Annotated in this window: 15 protein-coding genes and 6 pseudogenes; 8 read left to right on the top strand and 13 right to left on the bottom strand. The window is 70.4% G+C overall.

Going from position 1 to position 20,986, the window contains the following annotated elements; all coding sequences use genetic code 11:
* Positions 1 to 234: 234 nt before the first annotated feature.
* On the bottom strand, positions 235 to 999 hold the full coding sequence (locus tag WBG99_RS11025; RefSeq protein ID WP_338896157.1) for a GntR family transcriptional regulator: 765 nt from the start codon (positions 997 to 999) through the stop codon (positions 235 to 237).
* Positions 1,000 to 1,290: 291 nt separating this feature from the next.
* Between WBG99_RS11025 and WBG99_RS11020 the strand changes: the two are divergent.
* The 3 genes and pseudogenes from WBG99_RS11020 to WBG99_RS11010 all read left to right on the top strand — a co-directional run.
* Positions 1,291 to 1,491: pseudogene (locus WBG99_RS11020) on the top strand (sugar ABC transporter permease); the annotation flags it as partial.
* Between the two features lie 5 nt (positions 1,492 to 1,496).
* Positions 1,497 to 1,822: pseudogene (locus WBG99_RS11015) on the top strand (hypothetical protein).
* An 8-nt stretch (positions 1,823 to 1,830) separates the two neighbouring features.
* Positions 1,831 to 3,393 (top strand): glycoside hydrolase family 3 protein, encoded by a 1,563-nt coding sequence (locus tag WBG99_RS11010; RefSeq protein WP_338896156.1) that lies wholly within the window; start codon positions 1,831 to 1,833, stop codon positions 3,391 to 3,393.
* A 118-nt stretch (positions 3,394 to 3,511) separates the two neighbouring features.
* Here WBG99_RS11010 and nagB read toward each other — a convergent pair whose 3' ends face one another.
* Positions 3,512 to 4,297 carry a glucosamine-6-phosphate deaminase gene (gene nagB, locus WBG99_RS11005; RefSeq protein ID WP_338896155.1) on the bottom strand — a complete coding sequence of 262 codons (786 nt, stop codon included), beginning with the start codon at positions 4,295 to 4,297 and terminating at the stop codon, positions 3,512 to 3,514.
* Between the two features lie 611 nt (positions 4,298 to 4,908).
* On the opposite strand from nagB, the gene WBG99_RS11000 reads away from it, so the two are divergent.
* Positions 4,909 to 6,372, top strand: a complete 1,464-nt coding sequence (locus tag WBG99_RS11000; protein ID WP_338900290.1) for a PAS domain-containing sensor histidine kinase — start codon at positions 4,909 to 4,911, stop codon at positions 6,370 to 6,372.
* Positions 6,373 to 6,575: 203 nt separating this feature from the next.
* Here the strand turns inward: WBG99_RS11000 and WBG99_RS10995 are convergent, their stop codons facing one another.
* Both WBG99_RS10995 and WBG99_RS10990 read right to left on the bottom strand, forming a co-directional pair.
* The gene (locus WBG99_RS10995) at positions 6,576 to 6,833 is read right to left on the bottom strand and encodes a WhiB family transcriptional regulator (protein ID WP_003992873.1); all 258 of its coding nucleotides are present in this window, start codon (positions 6,831 to 6,833) and stop codon (positions 6,576 to 6,578) included.
* Positions 6,834 to 7,151: 318 nt separating this feature from the next.
* The gene (locus tag WBG99_RS10990) at positions 7,152 to 8,123 is read right to left on the bottom strand and encodes a diacylglycerol kinase family protein (protein ID WP_338896154.1); all 972 of its coding nucleotides are present in this window, start codon (positions 8,121 to 8,123) and stop codon (positions 7,152 to 7,154) included.
* Positions 8,124 to 8,260: 137 nt separating this feature from the next.
* Here WBG99_RS10990 and WBG99_RS10985 point away from each other — a divergent pair, with 137 nt between their 5' ends.
* Positions 8,261 to 8,713, top strand: a complete 453-nt coding sequence (locus WBG99_RS10985) for a hypothetical protein (RefSeq protein ID WP_338896153.1) — start codon at positions 8,261 to 8,263, stop codon at positions 8,711 to 8,713.
* Between the two features lie 16 nt (positions 8,714 to 8,729).
* Here the strand turns inward: WBG99_RS10985 and WBG99_RS10980 are convergent.
* The 3 genes and pseudogenes from WBG99_RS10980 to WBG99_RS10970 form a co-directional block, all read right to left on the bottom strand.
* Positions 8,730 to 9,862: pseudogene (locus tag WBG99_RS10980) on the bottom strand (RNA polymerase sigma factor SigF).
* Positions 9,863 to 9,879: 17 nt separating this feature from the next.
* Complete coding sequence (locus WBG99_RS10975) at positions 9,880 to 10,293, bottom strand: anti-sigma regulatory factor (protein WP_200304968.1); 414 nt, start codon at positions 10,291 to 10,293, stop codon at positions 9,880 to 9,882.
* 359 nt (positions 10,294 to 10,652) lie between these two features.
* Positions 10,653 to 10,915, bottom strand: a pseudogene (locus WBG99_RS10970) (UBP-type zinc finger domain-containing protein); the annotation flags it as partial.
* A gap of 81 nt (positions 10,916 to 10,996) precedes the next feature.
* Here WBG99_RS10970 and WBG99_RS10965 point away from each other — a divergent pair.
* A pseudogene (locus WBG99_RS10965) lies at positions 10,997 to 11,192 on the top strand (Na+/H+ antiporter); the annotation flags it as partial.
* A gap of 65 nt (positions 11,193 to 11,257) precedes the next feature.
* On the opposite strand, the gene WBG99_RS10960 reads toward WBG99_RS10965, so the two are convergent.
* Together WBG99_RS10960 and WBG99_RS10955 are read right to left on the bottom strand one after the other, a co-directional pair.
* Positions 11,258 to 12,187: a pyridoxal-phosphate dependent enzyme gene (locus WBG99_RS10960; RefSeq protein ID WP_338896152.1), complete on the bottom strand. Its 930-nt coding sequence runs from the start codon at positions 12,185 to 12,187 to the stop codon at positions 11,258 to 11,260.
* Positions 12,188 to 12,281: 94 nt separating this feature from the next.
* Positions 12,282 to 12,865, bottom strand: a pseudogene (locus WBG99_RS10955) (N-acetylmuramoyl-L-alanine amidase); the annotation flags it as partial.
* A gap of 283 nt (positions 12,866 to 13,148) precedes the next feature.
* Between WBG99_RS10955 and WBG99_RS10950 the strand changes: the two are divergent.
* A complete protein-coding gene (locus WBG99_RS10950; RefSeq protein WP_338896151.1) occupies positions 13,149 to 14,555 on the top strand; it encodes a family 2B encapsulin nanocompartment shell protein in 1,407 nt (468 codons plus the stop codon).
* A gap of 597 nt (positions 14,556 to 15,152) precedes the next feature.
* Entirely contained in the window at positions 15,153 to 16,223 is a 1,071-nt protein-coding gene (locus tag WBG99_RS10945; protein WP_338896150.1) for a family 2 encapsulin nanocompartment cargo protein polyprenyl transferase, read from the top strand.
* Positions 16,224 to 17,134: 911 nt separating this feature from the next.
* On the opposite strand, the gene WBG99_RS10940 is transcribed toward WBG99_RS10945, so the two are convergent.
* The 4 genes from WBG99_RS10940 to WBG99_RS10925 form a co-directional block, all read right to left on the bottom strand.
* On the bottom strand, positions 17,135 to 17,425 hold the full coding sequence (locus WBG99_RS10940) for a VOC family protein (protein WP_338900288.1): 291 nt from the start codon (positions 17,423 to 17,425) through the stop codon (positions 17,135 to 17,137).
* 194 nt (positions 17,426 to 17,619) lie between these two features.
* Positions 17,620 to 18,480 carry a carbohydrate ABC transporter permease gene (locus WBG99_RS10935; RefSeq protein WP_338896149.1) on the bottom strand — a complete coding sequence of 287 codons (861 nt, stop codon included), beginning with the start codon at positions 18,478 to 18,480 and terminating at the stop codon, positions 17,620 to 17,622.
* Between the two features lie 7 nt (positions 18,481 to 18,487).
* Positions 18,488 to 19,468 (bottom strand): sugar ABC transporter permease, encoded by a 981-nt coding sequence (locus WBG99_RS10930; RefSeq protein ID WP_338896148.1) that lies wholly within the window; start codon positions 19,466 to 19,468, stop codon positions 18,488 to 18,490.
* Positions 19,469 to 19,548: 80 nt separating this feature from the next.
* Positions 19,549 to 20,904, bottom strand: a complete 1,356-nt coding sequence (locus WBG99_RS10925; protein ID WP_338896147.1) for a sugar ABC transporter substrate-binding protein — start codon at positions 20,902 to 20,904, stop codon at positions 19,549 to 19,551.
* Between the last annotated feature and the right edge of the window lie 82 nt (positions 20,905 to 20,986).

Below are 20,986 nucleotides of genomic sequence, written 5' to 3'. Positions count from 1 at the left end.
ATGTGTGCTGGTTCCGGGGAGAAAACAGGGCGCCGAGCGGGTGCCTTCTCCGCTCGCCAGCACTGTAATCCCTGTCGGGGATCTTCCTGCACGATGGTTCGGACGTTCCCGGCACGCACAGCGGGGCGCCTGTCGTGTCCATGCATCGACGAAAGGGACCGTAGAGCAGGAGGAGAGGGGAGTGCCGCACCGCGTGCACCGCCTGTGCCCGCGCCGAGTGGTCTTGAGGAACCCTTATTCCACGGGCCTCTTGAGCCTCGCCACGAACTTGTACCGGTCGCCTCGGTACACCGAGCGCACCCACTCCACCGGGTGCCCTTCCCCGTCCAGCGAGTGCCGGGAGAGCATCAGCATGGGCAGGCCCACGTCCGTGCCCAGCAGCCCGGCCTCGCGCGGGGTGGCCAGCGAGGTCTCGATGGTCTCCTCGGCCTCGGCGAGACGGACGTCGTACACCTCGGCGAGCGCGGTGTAGAGGGAGGTGTACTTGACCAGAGACCTGCGCAGCGCGGGGAAACGCCTGGCGGACAGATGGGTCGTCTCGATCGCCATCGGTTCGCCGTTCGCCATGCGGAGGCGTTCGATGCGCAGAGCCCGGCCGCCGGCGGTGATGTCCAGCAGCCCGGCGAGGGTGTCGTCGGCGGTGATGTAGCCGATGTCCAGCAGCTGCGAGGTGGGTTCGAGGCCCTGGGCCCGCATGTCCTCGGTGTACGAGGTGAGTTGCAGCGTCTGGGAGACCTTCGGTTTGGCGACGAACGTGCCCTTGCCCTGGATCCGCTCGAGGCGGCCCTCGACGACCAGTTCCTGCAGCGCCTGCCGCACGGTCGTGCGCGAGGTGTCGAACTCGGCGGCGAGCGTGCGCTCGGGCGGCACCGGCGTGCCCGGCGGCAGCGTATCGGTGATGTCGAGCAGGTGCTTCTTCAGGCGGTAGTACTTGGGCACGCGCGCGGTACGGACGCTCGCCCCGCTCTCGTTCTCCGTACTGCTGACATCGGTGCTCATGCTCCGCCTTCCCGGCTCCTTTGGCGTGATTCCTCTGTATACCTCTGTGGGCCGCGCTGGTCTAGTCCACGGAGCGGTCTCCGTGGGCCCCCTCCGGGAGCGCGCAGTGGTCTACCCGAAGAGTGTGGCTCAAGCGTGTGGTTTCCGCTGACTCATCACATAAAGGTTCTTGCATATGTAGGTCGCATAACGGCTGGTGAGTGCGGGTTCAAGCACCCTTGGCGCGCCGATTGGGCTGCGCCAGGCTCCGGCGTACTGGTCTACACCATTGGTCCAGGTCCCGGCCCCATGGTCTTCCCGCAGGTCTTCGTGATGCGCAACGGTCACCCGGAGGCCGAGTTCCAGTTGCTCACCACCTACTCGTACGACAAGGCGTTCGTGGTCAACGACTACGCGCAGGGCTCGGCGATCGCCCTGCTCACGGTGGTGTTGCTGCTCGGAGTGATCGGAATCTACATGCGTCAGATGCTGAAGATCGGAGACGTCGAATGACTGGTATGGCCGGTATGAGCGGCGGCGTCAGCGCGGGAGGCGGCGCGGGGCCCCGCAGGTCCAAGCTCGGCTGGAACCTCCTGGGCCCTCTGGTCTTCGTCACGGCCGGCTTCCCCGTCTACTGGATGCTGAACACGGCCTTCAAGCCGGCCGAGGACGCGATCGATCCCGACCCCGGCCTGCTGCCGACGACTTCACCACCAAACACGGCACCGAATACGCCCCGATGAAGGCCGGCTCGACGATGATGGTCGTGCCGATCGTCGTCCTCTTCCTCCTCGTCCAGCGCAAGATGGCCGCGGGCCTCACCGCGGGCGCCGTGAAGGGATAACCCACCCGATGACGACATCCGCCACTGGCTCGACCGGTTCTCCCTCAGGACAGGACGGCCTCGCGCGCGACGCGCTGACGGTCCTCCAGCCCGGGTTCACCGGCACCACCGCCCCCGACTGGCTGCTGCGCCGCCTCGGCGAGGGCCTCGCCTCCGTCGGCCTCTTCGGCCGCAACATCACCTCGCCCGGACAACTGGCCGCCCTCACCGCCCAGTTGCGCGCCGAGCACGAGGACGTCCTGGTCGCGATCGACGAGGAGGGCGGCGACGTCACCCGCCTGGAGGTCCGTACCGGCTCCTCCTACCCCGGCAACCACGCCCTGGGCGCGGTCGACGACGTGGATCTGACCAGGGAGGTCGCCTTCGCGCTGGGCCGGCGCCTCGCGGAATGCGGCGTCAATCTCAACTGGGCCCCGTCGGCCGACGTGAACTCCAACCCGGACAACCCCGTCATCGGCGTACGCTCCTTCGGCGCCGGCCCCGACCTGGTCGCCCGCCACACGGCCGCGTACGTCACCGGTCTCCAGGCCGCCGGGGTCGCCGCCTGCGCCAAGCACTTCCCGGGCCACGGTGACACCGCCGTCGACTCCCACCTCGCCCTGCCCCGCATCGACGCGGACCGGCCGCTCGTGGAGTCCCGCGACCTGGCCCCGTTCCGTGCCGCGATCGCCGCAGGTTCGCGCGCGATGATGAGCGCCCACATCCTGGTCCCGGCGCTGGACCCCGACTGCCCGGCAACGTTGTCCCGCGGCATCCTCACGGACCTCCTCCGCGGCGAACTCGGCTACGACGGCCTCATCGTCACCGACGGTATGGAGATGCGCGCCATCGCCGGCACCTACGGCATCGAACGCGGCAGTGTCCTCGCCCTCGCCGCGGGCGCCGACGCCATCTGCGTCGGGGGCGGCCTGGCCGACGACGAGACCGTCCGCCGCCTCCGCGACGCCCTCGTCGCCGCCGTCCGCGCCGGCGCGCTCGCGGAGGAACGCCTGGCGGACGCCGCGAACCGGGTCAGGGCCCTGGCGCGGTGGACGCGGACGGCTGCCGACGAAGCGCGCGATGGCGGTGGGGCGACGCGCGAGGACACCGGAAAGCCCAAGGGAACGGGGGACAGCGCAGAGAGCAGGGACCTCGGGCTCGTGGCGGCCCGGCGCGCGCTCACGACGACCTGCGCGGAGTCCTACGAGCCGCCCACCCGGCCCCTCTTCGTCGCCGCCTTCACCCCCGTGGCGAACATCGCCGTGGGCGACGAGACCCCCTGGGGCGTCGGCGCGGAGCTGGCCCGCCTCCTCCCGGGCACCGAGACGGGCACCTTCGCGGGCGACAGCGCGGGCGCCTCCGCCCTCGCGGTCGCCGGTACCCGCCGCATCGTCGCCGTCGTCCGCGACGAACACCGGCACCCCTGGATGACCACCGCTCTCGACACCCTCCTCGCCACCCGCCCCGACACCATCGTCGTGGAAATGGGCCTCCCCCAGTCCCCTCCCCGCTCCCCCCTCCACATCGCGACCCACGGGGCGGCAAGGGTCTGCGGCCGAGCGGCGGCGGAGGTCATCGCGGGGGTGCGGTAGAGGTTTCTCCCCGGCTGCCGGTGATGTGACCCCGGCACAGGCAGAGGCGCCACAGTCCTCCCCACCGGGCTGTGGCGCCTCTGTGCGCCCCGGTCACCCGGGGGCTGTCCGGAAACCCCTAGAGCCCCTGCCAGTCCGGCTTGTTGTGGTACGTGTGGCGGAAGTAGTGCGCCAGCCTCAGCTTGGCGGCGGCGGCCTCGTCGACGACCACGGTGGCGTGCGGGTGGAGCTGCAGGGCGGAGGCGGGGCAGACGGCGGCCACGGGGCCCTCGACGGTCGCCGCGACGGCGTCGGCCTTGCCCGCGCCCGTGGCGAGGAGGACCAGGTGCCGGGCCTCCAGGATCGTGCCGATGCCCTGGGTGATGACGTGGTGGGGGACCTGCTCGATGTCACCGTCGAAGAAGCGCGCGTTGTCGATCCGGGTCTGCTCGGTCAGCGTCTTGATCCGCGTGCGGGAGGCGAGCGAGGAGCACGGCTCGTTGAAGCCGATGTGCCCGTCGGTGCCGATGCCGAGCAGCTGCAGATCCACACCCCCGGCCTCGGCCAGCGCCCTGTCGTACGCCTCGCACGCCCCCGCCACGTCCTCGGCGGTCCCGTCGGGACCCATGAACGCGTCCACGCCGAGCCCCAGCGGCTCCAGCACCTCCCGCCGCAGCACCGAGCGGTAGGACTCGGTGTGCTCGGCCGGCAGCCCCACGTATTCGTCGAGCTGCGCGACCCGCGCCCGCGAGACGTCCACGGCACCGGACCGCACCTTTGCCGCCAGCGCCACGTAGACGGGCAGCGGCGTCGACCCCGTGGCCACCCCGAGCAGCGCGTCGGGCTTGCGCCGGAGCAACCGGGCCATCGCCTCGGCTATGAGCTCGCCGCCCGCCTTGGAATCCGGAACGATGACAACTTCCACGCTGGGCCTGCCGATCTGGAAAGAGGACTCAAGAGGGCTCAACCGGAACCCACAAGGGCTGGCAAGGCGCCCGTGTGGTTTAGACCAATCTATCAGGGGGGTACCCGCCGGGCCCCAGTTACCCGTGGTGCCACGTGCCACTGCACTCCGACGCGGCCCCCGGCGGAAGCGGGTTACTCTGCGTGTGGGCCTTCGGCGGATGACGAGGCAAGGAACAACAACAAACATCCGCCAACGCATGGACACACGCAGTGGTCTAGTCAAGAATGCGTGGTAGGGCATGTGATCGATCAGCGGCCCGACCACGCCGATCACACACGAACGAAGAACAAGCCTCCGCCTTCCCCGCACAGGAAGGCGGACCGAGGACCCGGCGCTCTCTGCCCTGACTGCTCCGGATCCTCATCCTTCGGCCGACCGGGACCGCACACCCCACGGCCGATGTTGCTCCGGGCTGCGGTGCCGGGAGGGCTGAGGGTCCCTCTCAGGCGCCGCGGCCCGCGGGTGTTTCCGGGACCGTGACGGCAGCCGCTTCCGGGTGTGCGCCGGCCGCGTCGACCGCTTCTCCGGTCGTGTCCGTACCGCCAGGTACGCTCGCATCCGTGCCCTCCATGAACGAACTCGTCCGTCAGCACACCGCGCTCAGCGACTCCGACCTGGAGTGGCTGCATCTGCTGGTGTCGGAGTGGCAGCTTCTCTCCGACCTCTCCTTCGCCGACCTCGTCCTGTGGGTCCCCACCCGCGACGGCACCCGCTATGTCTCCGTGGCACAGATGCGCCCGAACACCGGCCCCACCTCGTACCAGGACGACATGGTCGGCCACCTGGTCCCGCGCGGTCGCCGCCCTCTCCTCGACGTCGCCCTCGACGAGGGCCGCATCGTCCGCGAGGGCGACCCGGAGTGGCGCGAGGAGGTCCCCGTACGGGTCGAATCCATCCCCGTGCGCAGGGAGGGGCGCGTCCTGGGTGTCATCGCGCGCAACACCAATCTGCTGACCGTGCGGACCCCGAGCCGGCTGGAGCTGACCTACCTCCAGAGCGCGTCCGACCTGGCCCAGATGATCGCCGTGGGCGCCTTCCCGTTCCCCGACCAGCAGGTCGACATGGACGCCTCGCCGCGCGTCGGCGACGGGCTGATCAGGCTGGACGCCGACGGCGTCGTCCAGTACGCCTCCCCGAACGCCCTCTCCGCGTACCACCGCCTCGGCCTCGCCGCCGACCTCGTCGGCTGCGACCTCGGCCGTACGACCGCCGAACTCGCCCCGTCCCGTGGTCCGGTGGACGAGGCGCTGGCCAAGCTGGCGAGCGGGTGGGCACCGCGCGAGTTCGAGATCGAGTCCAGCGACGGAGTGATCCAGTTCCGCGCGATCCCCCTCAAGCCCAAGGGCCCGCGCATCGGTTCGTTGGTGCTGCTGCGGGACGTGACGGAACTGCGGCGCCGCGAGCGCGAGTTGATCACCAAGGACGCGACCATCCGGGAGATCCACCACCGGGTGAAGAACAACCTCCAGACAGTGGCCGCCCTGCTGCGCCTCCAGGCCCGGCGCATCGAGTCCGAGCGCGGCCGTGAGGCCCTTGAAGAAGCCGTACGCCGGGTCGGCTCGATCGCGATCGTGCATGAGACGCTGTCCCAGAACCTGGACGAGCGCGTGGAGTTCGACGAGATCGCCGACCGGGTGCTCGCCATGGTCGCCGAGATCTCACCCGGCAAGGTCGTCGGCCGGCGCACCGGACGCTTCGGCATCCTGGACGCGGAGGTCGCGACCCCGCTCTCCATGGTCCTCACCGAGATCCTGCAGAACGCCCTCGAACACGGCTTCCGGGAGGGCGACACGGGCACCGTCGAGGTCTCGGCCGTGCGCGGTGGTAGCACCAAGGAGGCCCGCCTCCTCGTCACCGTCCAGGACGACGGCGTGGGTCTGCCCGAGGGGTTCGATCCGCACCGCTCGGGCAACCTCGGACTGCAGATCGTGCGGACGCTGGTGGAGGGCGAGTTGGGTGGCACCTTCGACATGGTCCCGGCCCCGGACCAGGGCACCCAGGTGATCCTGGACATCCCGGTGCCCGTCCAGTAGCGGCGAACACGGCGGTCGTACTCGTGGTGGGTACCACTGCTGTCGTACGGCGAACAGCACCGAGCCCCGGACCATCGTGTGGTCCGGGGCTCGGGCTCGTGGCTGATTAAGCGCACCGGGGGCACTGCGCGCTGCGGCTCGGGGGCGGGAGAAGCGTACTCGCTGTACGCGCCGCCAAGCTCAGGCTATTGCTGGGTGGGATGTCAGGCGGAGGCCTGACGGGCCCGGTTGCGGGCGGCGCGGCGCTTCATGGCGCGGCGCTCGTCCTCGCTGAGACCACCCCAGACGCCGGAGTCCTGGCCGGACTCAAGCGCCCACTGCAGACACTGCTCGATAACCGGGCAGCGACGGCAGACAGCCTTGGCTTCCTCGATCTGCAGCAGCGCAGGACCGGTGTTGCCGATGGGGAAGAAGAGCTCGGGGTCTTCCTCGCGGCAAACGGCGTTGTGACGCCAGTCCATGGCTGCTACCTCTCCTTGGTATTACATGCACGTTGCTTGTGAATGTGAACGCTTTCACGAATCCCTCAACAAGTGAAGGGCCGATCACCAGACGGACTGGTGTGGTCCTGAGGTTTGAGGAGGGGTTCCGGCGCTCTGTGGAGCCGATGTTGCGGGCTGTCCCGAGCGCCACCTAGAGACTCGCAAACCTCAGCGGCGGATACAACCCCTTCTGGAAAGTTTTTTTTGATTCCTCGGTGTCGACTGTGTCACAGCCGTACTTCCATGGGGTGGATCCTGGCCTAAACGTTCGAGTGGAAGGACTTTTGCCTGTTCCGCTCACACAATCACACGCAGTGCACGGCGTACGCCTGTGAACGTCACGCTCGTACGCAGTCCGAGGTGGTCGCCGTCCATCTGGAGGGGGAGGGGGGCCTTCGAATGCAAGGTGAAGTCGGTCAGGTCATGCAGGGTGGTGGCGCGCTTGCCGCGGGGGCCGCGCTCAGGGGACGAAGTGAGCAATTGCGTGCCATATCGGGCGAGTTCGGGCGTCGACATGCGGCTGAGACCGAGTACGTCGAGGCCTTTATCGAACGAGGCCTTAGGCGACGCGTACACCGGGCGATTGCCCAGAAACGTCCACGGGGACGTGTTGCAGACTATGGACAGCACAAGATCGGAAATCGGCTCCTGGCCGGCCCGCTCCAAAGTGATCGTGCCGAGTCTGCGGTGAGGCTCTTCCAGGAACTGCCGAAATGCCTGACGAAGGTAAAGGGCGTGTGTGGATTTCCGTCCGCGTTCCCGCTGTTGCTCGACCCGGCCGATCACACCCGCGTCGAATCCGAGGCCGGCGCAGAACGTGAACCAGCGGGACGGCACCGCCTCGTCCTCCGTGCCCGGGGTGCCCGAGGCCATGCCCAGGCCGACCGTGCGCTCCCGGCTCTCGCGCAGGGCGTCGAGGAGGGCGCCGGTGGCCTCCACGGCGTCGTTGGGCAGGCCCAGGGCGCGTGCGAAGACATTGGTCGAACCGCCGGGGACCACGGCGAGGCGGGGGCGGCGGTCGGGGTCGGGGCCGTGGTACAGCAGGCCGTTGACGACCTCGTTGACCGTGCCGTCGCCGCCGAGCGCGACCACCAGGTCGATGTCGCTCTTGCCCTCAGCCGCCTGACGGGCGAGGTCCCGGGCGTGTCCGCGGTACTCGGTGGTCACCGCCTCCAGCTTCATCTCGCTGGCGAGGGCGTGGATCAGCACATCGCGCGTACGTGCGCTTGTGGTGGTTGCCGCCGGGTTGACCACGAGAAGTGCACGCATGGGTTGCAGGGTACCTACTGGGTGGTACTCGGCCCATACCGAGGTGGGGATCCAGCGCGGGATCGAGGGTGACGATGAGCACGTGGGGGCGGCGCCCGGCTCGGGGCGGGCCGCCGGGCGACGGCTACCCTTCAGGGGTGAGCCCTGAGCAGAACCCCACGCCGGACACCTCCGTCGCCGAGCCCCGCCCCGGGCGGCTGACCGCCGCGGCGGCGCTGACCGCGCTGGAGGGGGTGGTGCTGCTGGTGGGCGGCGGAGCCATGCTCGTCCTGGGCTTCAGCGGGGACTCCGACGACCTGAGCACCGGTGTCACCGGCGGCCTCACCCTCATCGCGCTGGCCCTGCTGCCGCTGATCGCCGCGCGCGGGCTGCTGCTGCGGCGCGGCTGGAGCCGGGGGCCCGCCGTCATCACGCAGATCATGGCGCTGCCCGTCGCCTACAACCTGCTGCGGGCCGACAGCGTGGCCATCCCGGCGGGGATCGTGCTGGCCGTCGTCGCCGTCGCCGCGCTGGTCCTGCTGATCAACCCCGCGACGACCCAGGCCCTCGGAATCCAGGGGCCGGGCCGCGCGCAGGAGACGAAGCGGTAGCCGGCTCGGCAGCCGGCTACTCCTCCACCAGCAACTTCTCCCGCAGCTGGGCCAGGGTCCTCGCCAACAGGCGTGACACGTGCATCTGGGAGATGCCGACCTCCTGCGCGATCTGCGACTGGGTCATGTTGCCGAAGAAGCGCAGCAGCAGGATCCGCTTCTCACGCGGCGGAAGGTCTTCGAGCAACGGCTTCAGGGACTCCCGGTACTCGACGCCCTCCAGCGCCTCGTCCTCCGCGCCGAGGGTGTCCGCGACGGCCGGGGACTCGTCGTCGGTGTCGGGGACGTCCAGAGACAGCGTGGAGTACGCGTTGGCCGACTCCAGCCCCTCCAGGACCTCCTCCTCCGAGATGGCCAGCTTCTCGGCCAGTTCGTGCACCGTCGGGGAGCGGCCGTGCTGCTGGGACAGCTCGGCCGTGGCCGTGGTCAGCGACAGCCGAAGCTCCTGCAGCCGGCGCGGCACCCGCACCGCCCAGCCCTTGTCGCGGAAGTGCCGCTTGATCTCGCCGACGACCGTCGGTGTCGCGTACGTGGAGAACTCCACGCCACGGTCCGGGTCGAAGCGGTCCACCGACTTGATCAGACCGATGGTGGCGACCTGCGTCAGGTCGTCCAGAGGCTCGCCGCGGTTGCGGAACCGGCGTGCGAGGTGCTCCACGAGCGGCAGATGCATCCGGACGAGCCGGTTGCGCAGCTCCGCGTACTCGGCACTGTCCTCATGGAGGGCGCGCAGCTCCACGAACAGGGCTCGCGCCCCGCTGCGGTCCTGAGGGTCGTGCCGCGTGCTGCGCACGTTCTGCGCGCCCGCCTGGTCGTGTCGCTCGTGCTCGCTCATAGTCCCGCCCGCCGTCACCGATCCCCCAGCTCTCGACTGTGCTTGAGCGGGGAGGACCCAGTCCGCCCTCGTGCGGACGTGGTGCTCCGTACGGCACCCTCCGGATCCCGTGTCCCGTCGGAGGGAGCCTCGCGCTCCTCGGCGGCCGGCTCCGCCCGGCGAGATGCTCCGGCCGCCGCCGAGGAGTCGTCCTCCGGGTGCGGCCGGGCCTGCTCGGGGATGCCGTCGACGCCGTCCGCCAGATGTGCCGGTCCGCTCGGACCGCCGTCATCCTCCGCGGGAAGTTCCCGTGTGCCGCGCTCTTCGTCCCGCACCGGCCCGTCCCCGTTCCTCACGCCGGCCCGGGTCCCGCGCCGCGCTGTTTGTAGAGGCTGATCGAAACGGTTTTGTCGTCGGCGACCGCGGAGGAGACCTTGCCCGCGAGGGCCGACAGCACGGTCCAGGCGAAGGTGTCGCGTGCGGGGGCGTGGCCGTCCGTGGTGGGGGCCGACACCGTGACCTCCAGCGAATCGTCGATGAGGCGGAAGACACAGCTGAGCACCGAGCCGGGCACGGCCTGCTGGAGCAGGATCGCGCAGGCCTCGTCGACCGCGATGCGCAAATCCTCGATCTCGTCGAGGGTGAAGTCCAAACGGGCCGCGAGGCCGGCCGTCGCCGTACGCAGCACCGACAGGTAGGCACCCGCGGCCGGCAGCCGGACTTCCACGAAGTCCTGGGTCCCGGGCTCGCCTGCGATCTGGGACACCCTCACCTCCAAGGTGGTACAAGCTTTTTAGGGGCCGAGGGTCGCCCCTCGGGGTAACGCGCTAGATGGTTCAGCGGTGACGCTATCGCGCTCCCGAGCGCCGTGTCCCCGGGGTCCGGAGGACCCCATCCCGTGCTGTCACTCATAGTAAGCATATGGATACGCTCGGTGGCTAGAGGTTTGCGGGCCTCAAATAGGAAGAGCGCGCGCCGGATTGACGTACCCGGGCGTCAGACCGCCGAACCGTGTCGCACGAGTACGTCGACGTGTCACAGGGTGACATGGTTTCCGTCGCGCGGTGTCGCGGGCGTGTTCGGTGTGGTCAGGTCCGGCCGGGTCGGGTCGGTTGCGGGGCGTCGTACGAGGACGTGGTCGACGAAGCACCAGCGCCACGTCCCGCCCGCCCGCCTCGAAGGTGCGCATGATGGGATTGGCCGTTCTCCTTGTGGTGCTCGGTCGCGTGGAGCATCGGCGAGGAGTCGCAGCAGCTCACGCGTTCGCACTTCCAGGCACATACGCGATCGCACCGGGTGGCTCCCCGCGGCCAGGCGCTCCGGGCGGGTCTCGCTCAGGGGAACGGCCTCGGGTGCGGCAGTGCCTCCGCGTGCGTGCACTGTTTCATGATGGCCAGGTTACGACGGGTGCGTGAAGGCTCGCGCGGAAACGAAGGCGCGGGCAGCGGTGCGCTTGTCGCCCTTGCTGTTTGCCGGTCGCGGAGGGTGCGACGGTCGCCGGAGCCGCCCGGTGCGCACCTCGGTGCCCGCCCCGCTGCTGCTGGTGGCGATGGTGCTCGCGGTGTCGTACCTGCCCGGAGTGCCGACTACGGGCTCGCCCCCGAGACCGTCCTGCCGCTGACCCCGCCCCCGCTGCCGTACGTTCGACGACGAGACGCTGCGCACGCTGCTGCGGAGGCTGGACCCAAAGGAGGCGGCGTCCACCTGGAGGCGTCCTCGGGCTGGAGGGCCTACTCGGTGAGCGGGCGTCCGGTGATCACCGCGGCGATCGTCGTCCCGCGCGGGAAGGCGCCCTCCGACACCAGGGTGACAAGTCCGCAGAGCAACTTGGCGACATAGAGACGCTCCACGGGGAGGGCGTGGCGGGTCTCGAAGTCCGTGGCGAAGGCGTCCAGCTCGGGGGTGGTGCGGGCGTAGCCGCCGAAGTGGAAGCGGTCGTCGAGGCGCCAGTTGCCGCGCGGGCCGCCGAAGGTCTGGTCCTGGAGTTGCCGTATCTCCTCTTCGAGGAAGCCGCCCTTGAGGACGGGGACGCCCAGCGCGCGCTGGTCGGGGGCCAGGCCCGCGGCCAGGCCGGCCAGAGTGCCGCCCGTGCCGCAGGCGACGGCCACCACGTCCGCACGGCCGCGCAGCTCCGCGCCGAGGTCCTGGCAGCCGCGCACGGCGAGGGGGTTGCTGCCGCCCTCGGGAACGACGTGGGTGTCCTCGGCGTCGGCGGCGCGCAGGACTGCGGCCAGGGTGGCCGGGTCGGTCTTGTGGCGGTATGTCGATCTGTCGACGAAGTGCAGCCGCATGCCGTCCGCCGCGCAGCGGGCCAGGGACGGGTTGAGGGGGCGGTCGGCCAGTTCCTCGCCACGGACCACGCCGATGGTGGGCAGGCCCAGGAGACGGCCCCCGGCTGCGGTGGCTCGCAGGTGGTTCGAGTACGCGCCGCCGAAGGTGAGCAGCGGGCGGCCGTCCGCCGCGCGCAGGTTGGGGGCCAGCTTGCGCCACTTGTTGCCGATGAGCCGGGGGTGGATCAGGTCGTCGCGCTTCAGCAGCAGCCGCACGCCGTGGCGGGCGAAGCGGTCGTCCGCGACTTCCCGCAGAGGGGACGGCAGCCGGGGGTTCAGGGCGGCGACGGGGTCTGCGGGGCGGCTGCTCACCCGGTCATTGTCGGACATCTGTCCGGGGTGCCGCCGCCGGTCCCCGAAGACCAGCCCGTCCCGGTGCCGGGGGCGGGGCCCGCTCGTACGTGCGGTGGTGGGGGAGCTCCGTCAGGCGGGCCCGTATGCGGCCTGTCATGCGGTTCATGGGTAAGCCTCGGGGGGCGCGACCTTGCCGGGCTGCCGTTCGAGATGGCCTGTGACGGATCTCTTGGTTCCAGCCGTGGTGGCGGCAGACGGCGGCGGAGACCCCTTCGATGGCGTCGAGTTGGGACTCGGGCCAGGGGGGCAGGGCCGTCGCCCGGGTTCTCGCACTCGAAACCGGAGAAGTGGCGGTTGCCGTCGGTGGCGGCCTCGTTGTCCGGCGGCACCGCGTTCTCGGCGATCACCGTGCGCAGGACGTCGTCGTCGCCGAGACCGGCGTGATCGGCGCGGCCCTAGCCGACGAGGTGGACGCGGCCGTGATGACGGGGCGTGGCACAACGGGCCCGGTCAGGCCCGAGTAGCCGCCGCGGCAGACGCGGACGGTCCGTTCGCTGCCGGGCGTGACGGTGTGGTGGATCAACACGCCGTGCACGGCCCCCAGGGGCGCGTGTGGTTGCGGTCGTGATGATCCCAGTCGCCGGCCTCGACGATCCGGACGCCCCCGTTCGTGAGGACGGTGAGATATCTGTTCGCGGGCATGGGCTGGGCCATGACCGACTCCTTCGTACGGTGCGACGGCCGCTGGCCGTGGCCGCTTCGTACGCCGGCTTGTGCTCCTGACTCCCCCGGGAGCCAGTGGGGTGGTGGGGCGTGCGAGTCGATCCGGTCAGATGGGGGAGGGGCACGGATGGTCGGCAAAGTGCCTGGATATGCCCAGTCCCCTAAGATCCATTCCCGCTCTTTCGGGTAATAGCACCAACACGCTCCGTGATGCGAGGCTGGATCGCGAGATCGGTGACCGCGATATCAGTGCACACCCGGAGGGGAAATCCGTATGTCGGTAGGCGAAGAGGTCCGCTCGCAGCAGGACAGGCCGCAGCAGAGTCTCGGCACGGCCGCTGCCCGGAACCTGGCCACCACCACGAAGTCCACACCTCAGATGCAGGAGATCAGCTCGCGCTGGCTGCTGCGCACCCTGCCCTGGGTGAACGTGCAGGGTGGCACGTACCGGGTGAACAGGCGGCTCACCTACGCGGTCGGCGACGGCCGCGTCACCTTCGTGAAGACCGGCGACCAGGTCGCCGTCATCCCCGCGGAGCTGGGTGAACTGCCCGCCCTGCGCAGTTACGAGGACATCGACGTGCTGGGCGAGCTGGCCCGGCGGTGCGAGCAGCGGGAGTTCGCGCCCGGTGATGTGCTGGCCGAGTTCGGCAGCCGGGCCGAGGAGGTGTTCCTGCTCGCCCACGGCAAGGTCGAGAAGATCGGCACCGGGCCCTACGGCGACGACGCAATCCTCGGTGTGCTGGCCGACGGCGCCTACTTCGGCGACCAGGCGCTGCTCGACGCCGACGCGATCTGGGAGTACACGGCCCGCGCGGTCACCGCGTGCACGGTGCTCGTCCTGCCGCGTCAGGCCGTCGAGCAGGTCGCGGAGCGCGCCGAGACCCTCAGCGAGCACCTTCAGGAGCAGCGCGCGATCCCGTCGCAGCGCACCAACAAGTACGGCGAGAAGGAGATCGACCTCGCCGCCGGTCACAGCGGCGAGCCGGACATCCCACACACCTTCGTCGACTACGAGGCCGCGCCGCGCGAGTACGAACTGAGCGTCGCCCAGACCGTCCTGCGCATCCACACGCGCGTGGCCGACCTCTACAACCAGCCGATGAACCAGACCGAGCAGCAGGTCCGGCTCACCGTCGAGGCGTTGAAGGAACGCCAGGAGCACGAGCTCATCAACAACCGCGAGTTCGGCCTGCTCCACAACTGCGAGTACGACCAGCGGCTCCAGCCGCACGAGGGGGTGCCCGGCCCGGACGACCTGGACGAACTGCTCAGCCGCCGCAGGGGCACCAAGCTGCTGCTCGCCCACCCGCGCGCGATCTCCGCGTTCGGCCGAGAGCTGAACAAGCGCGGACTCGTCCCGGAGACGATCGACATCGCCGGCAACCGCATCCCGACCTGGCGCGGCGTACCGATCTACCCGTGCAACAAGATCCCGGTCACCGAGGCCCGGACCACCTCGATCATCGCCATGCGTACCGGTGAGGAAGACCAGGGCGTCATCGGTCTGCGGGCCGCGAGCATCCCGGACGAGATCGAGCCCAGCCTGTCCGTGCGGTTCATGGGAATCAACGAACAGGCGATCATCAAGTACCTCGTGACGGCCTACTACTCGGCCGCGGTCCTGGTCCCCGACGCGCTCGGCGTTCTGGAGAACGTCGAGATCGGTCGCTGGCGGTGACCTGCTCCGACCGGACGCCGTGTTCCCGCCCGTCAGGGCGGGAACCCCCTGGGAGTACGCGCCCAGCGACAGCGGAACCGCCACCGTACGCCGACTCTCCGAGGCGATCCCATGGGTGAGTTCATGACGGAGACGAAGCAGAGCCCCGCCGCCGGAATCCCGAGCGCCGATGCTCGGGCAAGCCGGACCCCGGAAGGGCGGAGCCCCATCGAGACTCCCTCGGGCCCGGCGGGCGCGGTCGAGCCGACCGGGGGCGTTCATCCGGCGGGCGCGGCGGGCGCGGCGGGCGCGGCGGGCGCGGCGGGCCGAGCGAGGGCCGTCGATTCGATGAGGGCGGTGGGCCCGGAGGGAGTCGGCGATCTGCCGATGGTGGCAGAGCCGGCGGGAGCCGAGGAGCCGACGGAGGGCGTGGAGCCGACGGGAAGCGTGGATTCGGCAGGGGTCCTGGAGCCGGATGGGTCCCCGGAACCGGCGGGGGCCGTGGGTTCGGCAGGGGTTTGTGACCGGGGTGGGCCCCTGAATCCGGGGGGAGCCGTGGATTCGGAGGGAGCCGGGGAGGGGAAGGGAGCCCAGGATCCGGGGGGTGCCGGGGGGCCGGTGCGGGCCGAGGCTCCCGCCGGGGGCCGGGGTGTGGGCGGGGCGGGTTCGTTCGACGGGCAGGAGGCGGAAGGGATCCTGGAGCAGGCGCGAGTGTCCTTCGACCCCGAACTGCGGCGGGCAGTCGCGTCGTTGCCCGGCTCGATGCGCCGGGTCGCGCGCTACCACTTCGGCTGGGAGCACGCGGACGGCACCCCGTCCGCGAGGGCCCCGGGCAAGGCGATACGCCCCGCCCTGGTCCTGGCTGCGGTCGCCGCGCTCGGCGGCCGTGAGTCCGCCGCCGTACGGGCCGCCGCCGCCGTGGAACTGGTGCACAACTTCACACTGCTGCACGACGACGTGATGGACCGGGACACCACCCGCAGGCACCGGCCCACCGCGTGGACCGTCTTCGGGATCCCCGACGCGATCCTCGCCGGGGACGCGATGCAGGCCCTGGCCCAGCGGTTGCTCGCCGAGGATCCGCATCCGGCGTCGGCCGCTGCCTCAGCACGGCTCGCGTCCTGTGTCGTCGAACTGTGCGCGGGACAACACACGGACACCGAAATGGAGGGGCGTCGACCGGAGGAGGTCACCCTCGACGAGGTGCTCGCCATGGCCGAGGCGAAGACGGGCGCGCTGCTCGGCTGCGCCTGTGCGCTGGGGGCGTTGTACGCGGGGGCCGGCGAGGAGGACGTCGAGGCCTTCGACGCGTTCGGGCGGGAGGCCGGGCTTGCCTTCCAGCTCGTCGACGACGTGATCGGCATCTGGGGGGACCCGAGCCGCACCGGCAAGCCGGCCGGGGCGGACCTCATGGTCCGCAAGAAGTCCCTCCCGGTGGTCGCCGCGCTCACCTCCGGCACCCCGGAGGCCGCCGAACTCGCCGAGTTGTACGGGCTGCCGTACGAGGAGGGGGACCTGGAGCGCACGGCACTGGTGGTGGAGCGGGCCGGCGGGCGCGACTGGGCGCAGATCCAGGCCGCCGACCGCATGGCCCGGGCCATGCAGGCACTCTCCCGTGCGGTACCGGATCCGGACTCGGCCGGCGGGCTCCTCGCCCTGGCCGAGTTCGTGACGCGCCGCAGCAGCTGACGCGGTGGCCACGGGCCAGGTGGCTCGGCAGAAGCAAGAGGCCGCGCGTGATTCTCGTAGAGCCCCGGCGACGCCGGTGCCGTGCCGACCTGACCCCGCACGGTGCCGGTGTCTCCGGCCAGGGCGGGCCACGCACATCCCCACGGTGTGCGGGGCCCGCCGCGTTGTGCGGCCGGGCGGCCCGCTCGTGGGTCGCGGTCTCTCCGTGTTCACGCTCGACGAGCTGCGGAGCTTCGACAACGGGGTGGTCGTGCGGACCTACAGCAGGAAGCGCTGACGGCCGTACCGGTCCGGCGCTGACGGCCGTACCGGTCCGGCGCTGACGGCCGTACCGGTCCGGCGCTGACGGCCGTACCGGTCCGGCGCTGACGGCCGTACCGGTCCGGCGCTGACGGCCGTACCGGTCCGGCCGCCGATCATGAGGCGATCGAGGAGGCCGCCGCGGAGATGTGCGTTGGGCGGCGGAGGCGTCGGCTGAGAAGGTCCGGGAGGCGAGATTGTGGTTGCTGCGCCCCCGGGGGCTCCGTCAGATTCACCGAGACCCTCTCACGCGGCTCCGCGCTGTACCGGGGGCGGCGTCACCGCGCCGCTCGCCCCGTGGTTCGGAGAGGCGGGTCGCCGTGACCGCCGTCCAGAAGGCACACGCCCGCTCGAACCCGGCCGCCGACCGGTCCACGAATGCGTATGTCCACCGGATCGCCCCGTGCGCAGCGCTCCCGCTCCCGCTCTCATCCTCGCCCCCGCTTCCGCGCCCGTCGCCCCCGAGTCCGCTCTCGCTCGTTCCACCCACAGCGCCGCTCCCCCTCGTACGGTCCCGACCCATACGGCCGGACGAACCCGTACGGTCTCCCGGCGCCCCGCTCCACGCAACGGCGTTTCCGCCGCCTGCCGCACCTCGGCGCGGTGGCCGCTCAGTTGCGGCGCTGCGTGAAGCGCAGCATGTTGCCCGCCGGGTCGCGGAAGGCGCAGTCGCGGACGCCGCAGGGCTGGTCGATCGGTGCCCGGAGGACGTCGGCGCCGGAGACGTCGACGCGGGTGTAGAGGGCGTCGCAGTCGGTGGTGGTGAAGTTGACGCCGCGGAGCACGCCCTTGGCGAGGAGGGCGGCGATGGTCTCGCGGTCGGCGGGTGAGATGTCGGGGTCGGCGGCGGGGGGTTCCAGGAGGCGCCGGTGGTGCGCCGGGGCCTGTCCGCCGCCCCTGATGTCGCCGCCGTCCGCCGCCGATCAGAGGGGAAAGGATCTGCACCGTCGTCGCCCTGCCCGCATCGTGTGCCCACGCTGTGTGCCCGCGCTGGTCGGGCCGATCAGCGAGAAGAGCGTCCCCTCGGCCACCGAGGGGTCGATCCCGTCCCGTACGACGTGTTCAGGGCTTCACACCAAGCCAAGGCCCTGGGCGGTCAGCCCTTCACCGCCGAACTGGCCACCCCCTGGACGAACCACCGCTGGAAGAAGGCGAAGACGATCAGCACCGGCAGGACGAGGAGCACGCCGAAGGCGAGGATCTGGCCCCAGTCCGGGGGCTGCTGGCCCTGGAAGACGCTCATCTCCAGCGGCAGCGGACGCACGGAGGGGTCGGAGACCATCAGCACCGGCCACAGGAACGAGCTCCACTGGGTGAGAAAGGTCAGGATCGCGACGGAGGCGAAGACCGGCCTGCTCATCGGGACGATGATCGCGAAGAAGGTGCGCCAGGGGCCGGCGCCGTCCAGCCGGGCCGCCTCCTCGATGCTCGGGGGGATCGAGCGGAAGAACGTGTGGAACATGTAGACCGAGAAGGCGTTGGCGACGAAGGGGAGCGCCTGGATGAAGAGCGTGTTCCGCTGGTCGTTGAACATGTAGAACAGCGGCACGGCCACCGACTCGAACGGGACCAGCATCAGCAGCAGGATGAGCGTGAAGACGGCCTCCCTGCCCCGCCACTTCAACCGCGAAAGCCCGTACGCCGCCATCGAGTTGATGAAGAGGCCGCCCGTCACCACCACGAACGCCAGCAGCAGCGAGACGCCCATGAACTGCCAGAAGTAACCGGTGCTGTCGGAGTTCAGGCTGTCCAGGACGGCGGAGTAGTTGTCGAAGGAGAGGTGGGTGGGGAGGAAGCCGGACAGGCCGTCCAGGACCTCGTCGGACGGCTTGAGGCTGCCGAGGAAGAGGTAGAGGACGGGCAGCGTGAAGACGAACGCCAGGACGGAGAGGACGGCGTAGTCGAGGAAGCGGCGCAGGGGCCCGTGGGAGAGGCCGGTACTCGTGCTCGTACTCATGTCTGAGTCAGTCCTCGTGGTCGGGCCGGACGAGACGGCGTTGGATCAGGGTCAGGACGACGACGATCAGGAAGAACACGACGGTGATCGCGGAGGCCTGGCCGATGTTGTTCTGGTCGAAGGCGGTGGTGACGGCCTGGTACATCACCGTGCGGGCGGCGTCCTCGTCCAGCCCGCCGCCCTTGACCAGCACGTACACCTGGTCGAAGACCCGGAACGACAGCACCGACGTGAGCAGCGCGACGAACACGAGGGTGCCCCGGATGCCGGGCAGCGTGACGTGCCGGAACTGCTGCCAGCGGGAGGCCCGGTCGAGCTCGGCGGCCTCGTAGAGCTCGCCCGGGATCTGCTGGAGCCCGGCGAGCAGGATGACCATCTGGAAGCCGACGCCCTGCCAGACGGAGAGCACGATGATGGACGCCATCGCGGTCAGCCCGTCGCCGAGCCAGTCGAACGCGCCCCAGTTGCCGAAACTCACCGCGTCCAGCGCGGAGTTGAGCATGCCCTGGTCGCTGCGGGCGAGGATCAGTCGCCAGATCACGGCCACCAGCGCCATCGGGAAGACGACCGGCATGAAGAAGAGCGACCGGAAAAGGCCGATCGCCTTCAGCTTCCGGTTGAGCAGGATCGCCAGACCGAGGGCGAGACCCGACTGGAGCGGTACGACGACCGCGGCGAAGGTCAGGTTGTTCAGCAGCGCCCGCAGGAACGGGCCGGAGAGGTCGGGGTCGGTGAACAGCCGCCGGTACTGCTCGACCCCGAAGAAGGTCGGCTCCAGCGGGGAGCCGAGGCGCACGTTGTAGAAGGAGAGCACCACGGCGTAGCAGAAGGGGATGCCGACGAAGGCGATCAGCCCGACGACGGAGGGGGCGGACATCAGCAGTCCGTGCAGCCACTCGCGGTTGCGGGTGGGACGCGGCGGTGCGGCGAGGGGCGGGGCCTGCTCCCGGCCAGAGGCCGCGGCGGGCGCGGGTTCCACGGTTTTCACGGGTGGGTCCTCTTCCCGGCGGGGCGGGCGGCCACGCTGTGCGCGCCCGCCCCGGCCGATGGGTCCGACAGGGCGCGTTCCTACGGGATCTCGTAACCGGCGTTGTCCGAGAAGTCCCGGTCGATGGCGCGGGCGGCCTCGGACAGGGCGTCCTCCGGGTCGGCGCCGCCGTAGATCGAGTTCACGGCCTCGCTGAACTTCGCTGTCACCACGGGGTACCCGGCGGTCACCGGACGGGTGACGGCGACACAGGACTTGCTGATGTCGCTGTCCCCGCAGGGCTTGGCGAGCTGGTCGGTGAAGAGCTGGAGCGGACCGCCCTGCTTGTAGAGGGGGCTCGCGGCGAGCGCGGACTTGGTGGCGGGCGGGGCGCCGTTGGCCTTCGTCATCGCGCCCACGCTGGCGTCGTCGAGGAGGAAGTCCAGGAAGGCACCTGCGGCCTTGGCGTTCTTGCTGTTCGCGCCGACACCCCAGGCCCACGAACCCTGGCCGGTCTTCGGGCCGTCACCGAAGTCGGGCAGCGGCAGCACGACCAGGTCGTCCCCGAGCGCCTCGCTGTAGGCGGGGTACATCCAGTGCCCGACCCAGCTCAGGGCGACCCGGCCCTTGGCGAAGGCGTTGCCGTCGGTGTTGGCGTCGGTGTGGGTCTTCCAGGACTGGAAGGTCTTCATCGCCGACACCACGGCAGGCGTGTCGAGAGCGCCTTCCGCCTTGCCGTCCTTGATCAGGGCACCGCCTGCGGACCAGACGATCGGGGCGAAGCCGTAGGTGCCCCACTCGTTGGCGTACCCGGTGCCTTCCTGCAGGTCGATGACCTTGCCGTCCGGGTCCTCCGCCTTCAGCGCCTTCAGCGCGGCGTCGAACTCGTCCGCCGTCCAGGCGTCGTCCACGCCCTTCGGGTAGGTCACCCCCGCCGCGTCCAGCAGCTTCTTGCTGCCGTACATGCCGAGCCCGGAGTCGAACATGCCCAGGCCGTAGTGCTTGCCGTCGATCTCGCCCTGCGCCTTGTTGGCGTCGGTGACGTTGTCGAGGGTCTTGGCGGAGACGTAGTCGTCGATCGGGGCGAGCTTCTTGTTGTAGACGAAGTTCGCCATGGTCGGCCCGTCGAACTCCATGACGTCCGGCAGCTTGGCGGCGTCCGTGGCGGTGATCGTCTTGGTGTAGTCGGTGTCGGGTATCAGCTTCAGCTCGACCTTGACCTTGTCCTGCGAGGAGTTGAACGACTTCACCGCGCTCTGCAGCGCGTCCGCCTCGCTCTTCTGGCCCTGGTGGGCCCAGACGCTGATCGTTCCCTCGCCGCTGCCTGCCTCGGCGGACGTGTCACCGCCTCCGCCTCCGCCGCAGGCGGCCAGTGCCACCAGGGGGAGGGTCAAAGCCAGTCCCGTACGGGCCGAGCGGCGGAACCTTCTGCTGGTCGAGCTGTTGTTCGGGCTCATGGTCGGTGCCTCCGTGCTGGATGAGGGTGCGGGGTGCTTTCCGGCGTGGGGGTGGGGGAGCTCAATGGGGATTTCACAAGGG

Source organism: Streptomyces sp. TG1A-60, from assembly GCF_037201975.1.
Taxonomy (GTDB): domain Bacteria; phylum Actinomycetota; class Actinomycetes; order Streptomycetales; family Streptomycetaceae; genus Streptomyces.
The sequence above is the reverse complement of the archived record's forward strand: the minus strand, read 5'-3'. Positions and strand labels throughout refer to the sequence as shown.

Coding starts and splice junctions, on each gene's coding strand:
- WBG99_RS11025 (WP_338896157.1), bottom strand. CDS start 999: ATGAGCACCGATGTCAGCAGTACGGAGAACGAGAGCGGGGCGAGCGTC.
- WBG99_RS11010 (WP_338896156.1), top strand. CDS start 1,831: ATGACGACATCCGCCACTGGCTCGACCGGTTCTCCCTCAGGACAGGAC.
- WBG99_RS11000 (WP_338900290.1), top strand. CDS start 4,909: ATGAACGAACTCGTCCGTCAGCACACCGCGCTCAGCGACTCCGACCTG.
- WBG99_RS10995 (WP_003992873.1), bottom strand. CDS start 6,833: ATGGACTGGCGTCACAACGCCGTTTGCCGCGAGGAAGACCCCGAGCTC.
- WBG99_RS10990 (WP_338896154.1), bottom strand. CDS start 8,123: ATGCGTGCACTTCTCGTGGTCAACCCGGCGGCAACCACCACAAGCGCA.
- WBG99_RS10960 (WP_338896152.1), bottom strand. CDS start 12,187: ATGTCCGACAATGACCGGGTGAGCAGCCGCCCCGCAGACCCCGTCGCC.
- WBG99_RS10950 (WP_338896151.1), top strand. CDS start 13,149: ATGTCGGTAGGCGAAGAGGTCCGCTCGCAGCAGGACAGGCCGCAGCAG.
- WBG99_RS10935 (WP_338896149.1), bottom strand. CDS start 18,480: ATGAGTACGAGCACGAGTACCGGCCTCTCCCACGGGCCCCTGCGCCGC.
- WBG99_RS10925 (WP_338896147.1), bottom strand. CDS start 20,904: ATGAGCCCGAACAACAGCTCGACCAGCAGAAGGTTCCGCCGCTCGGCC.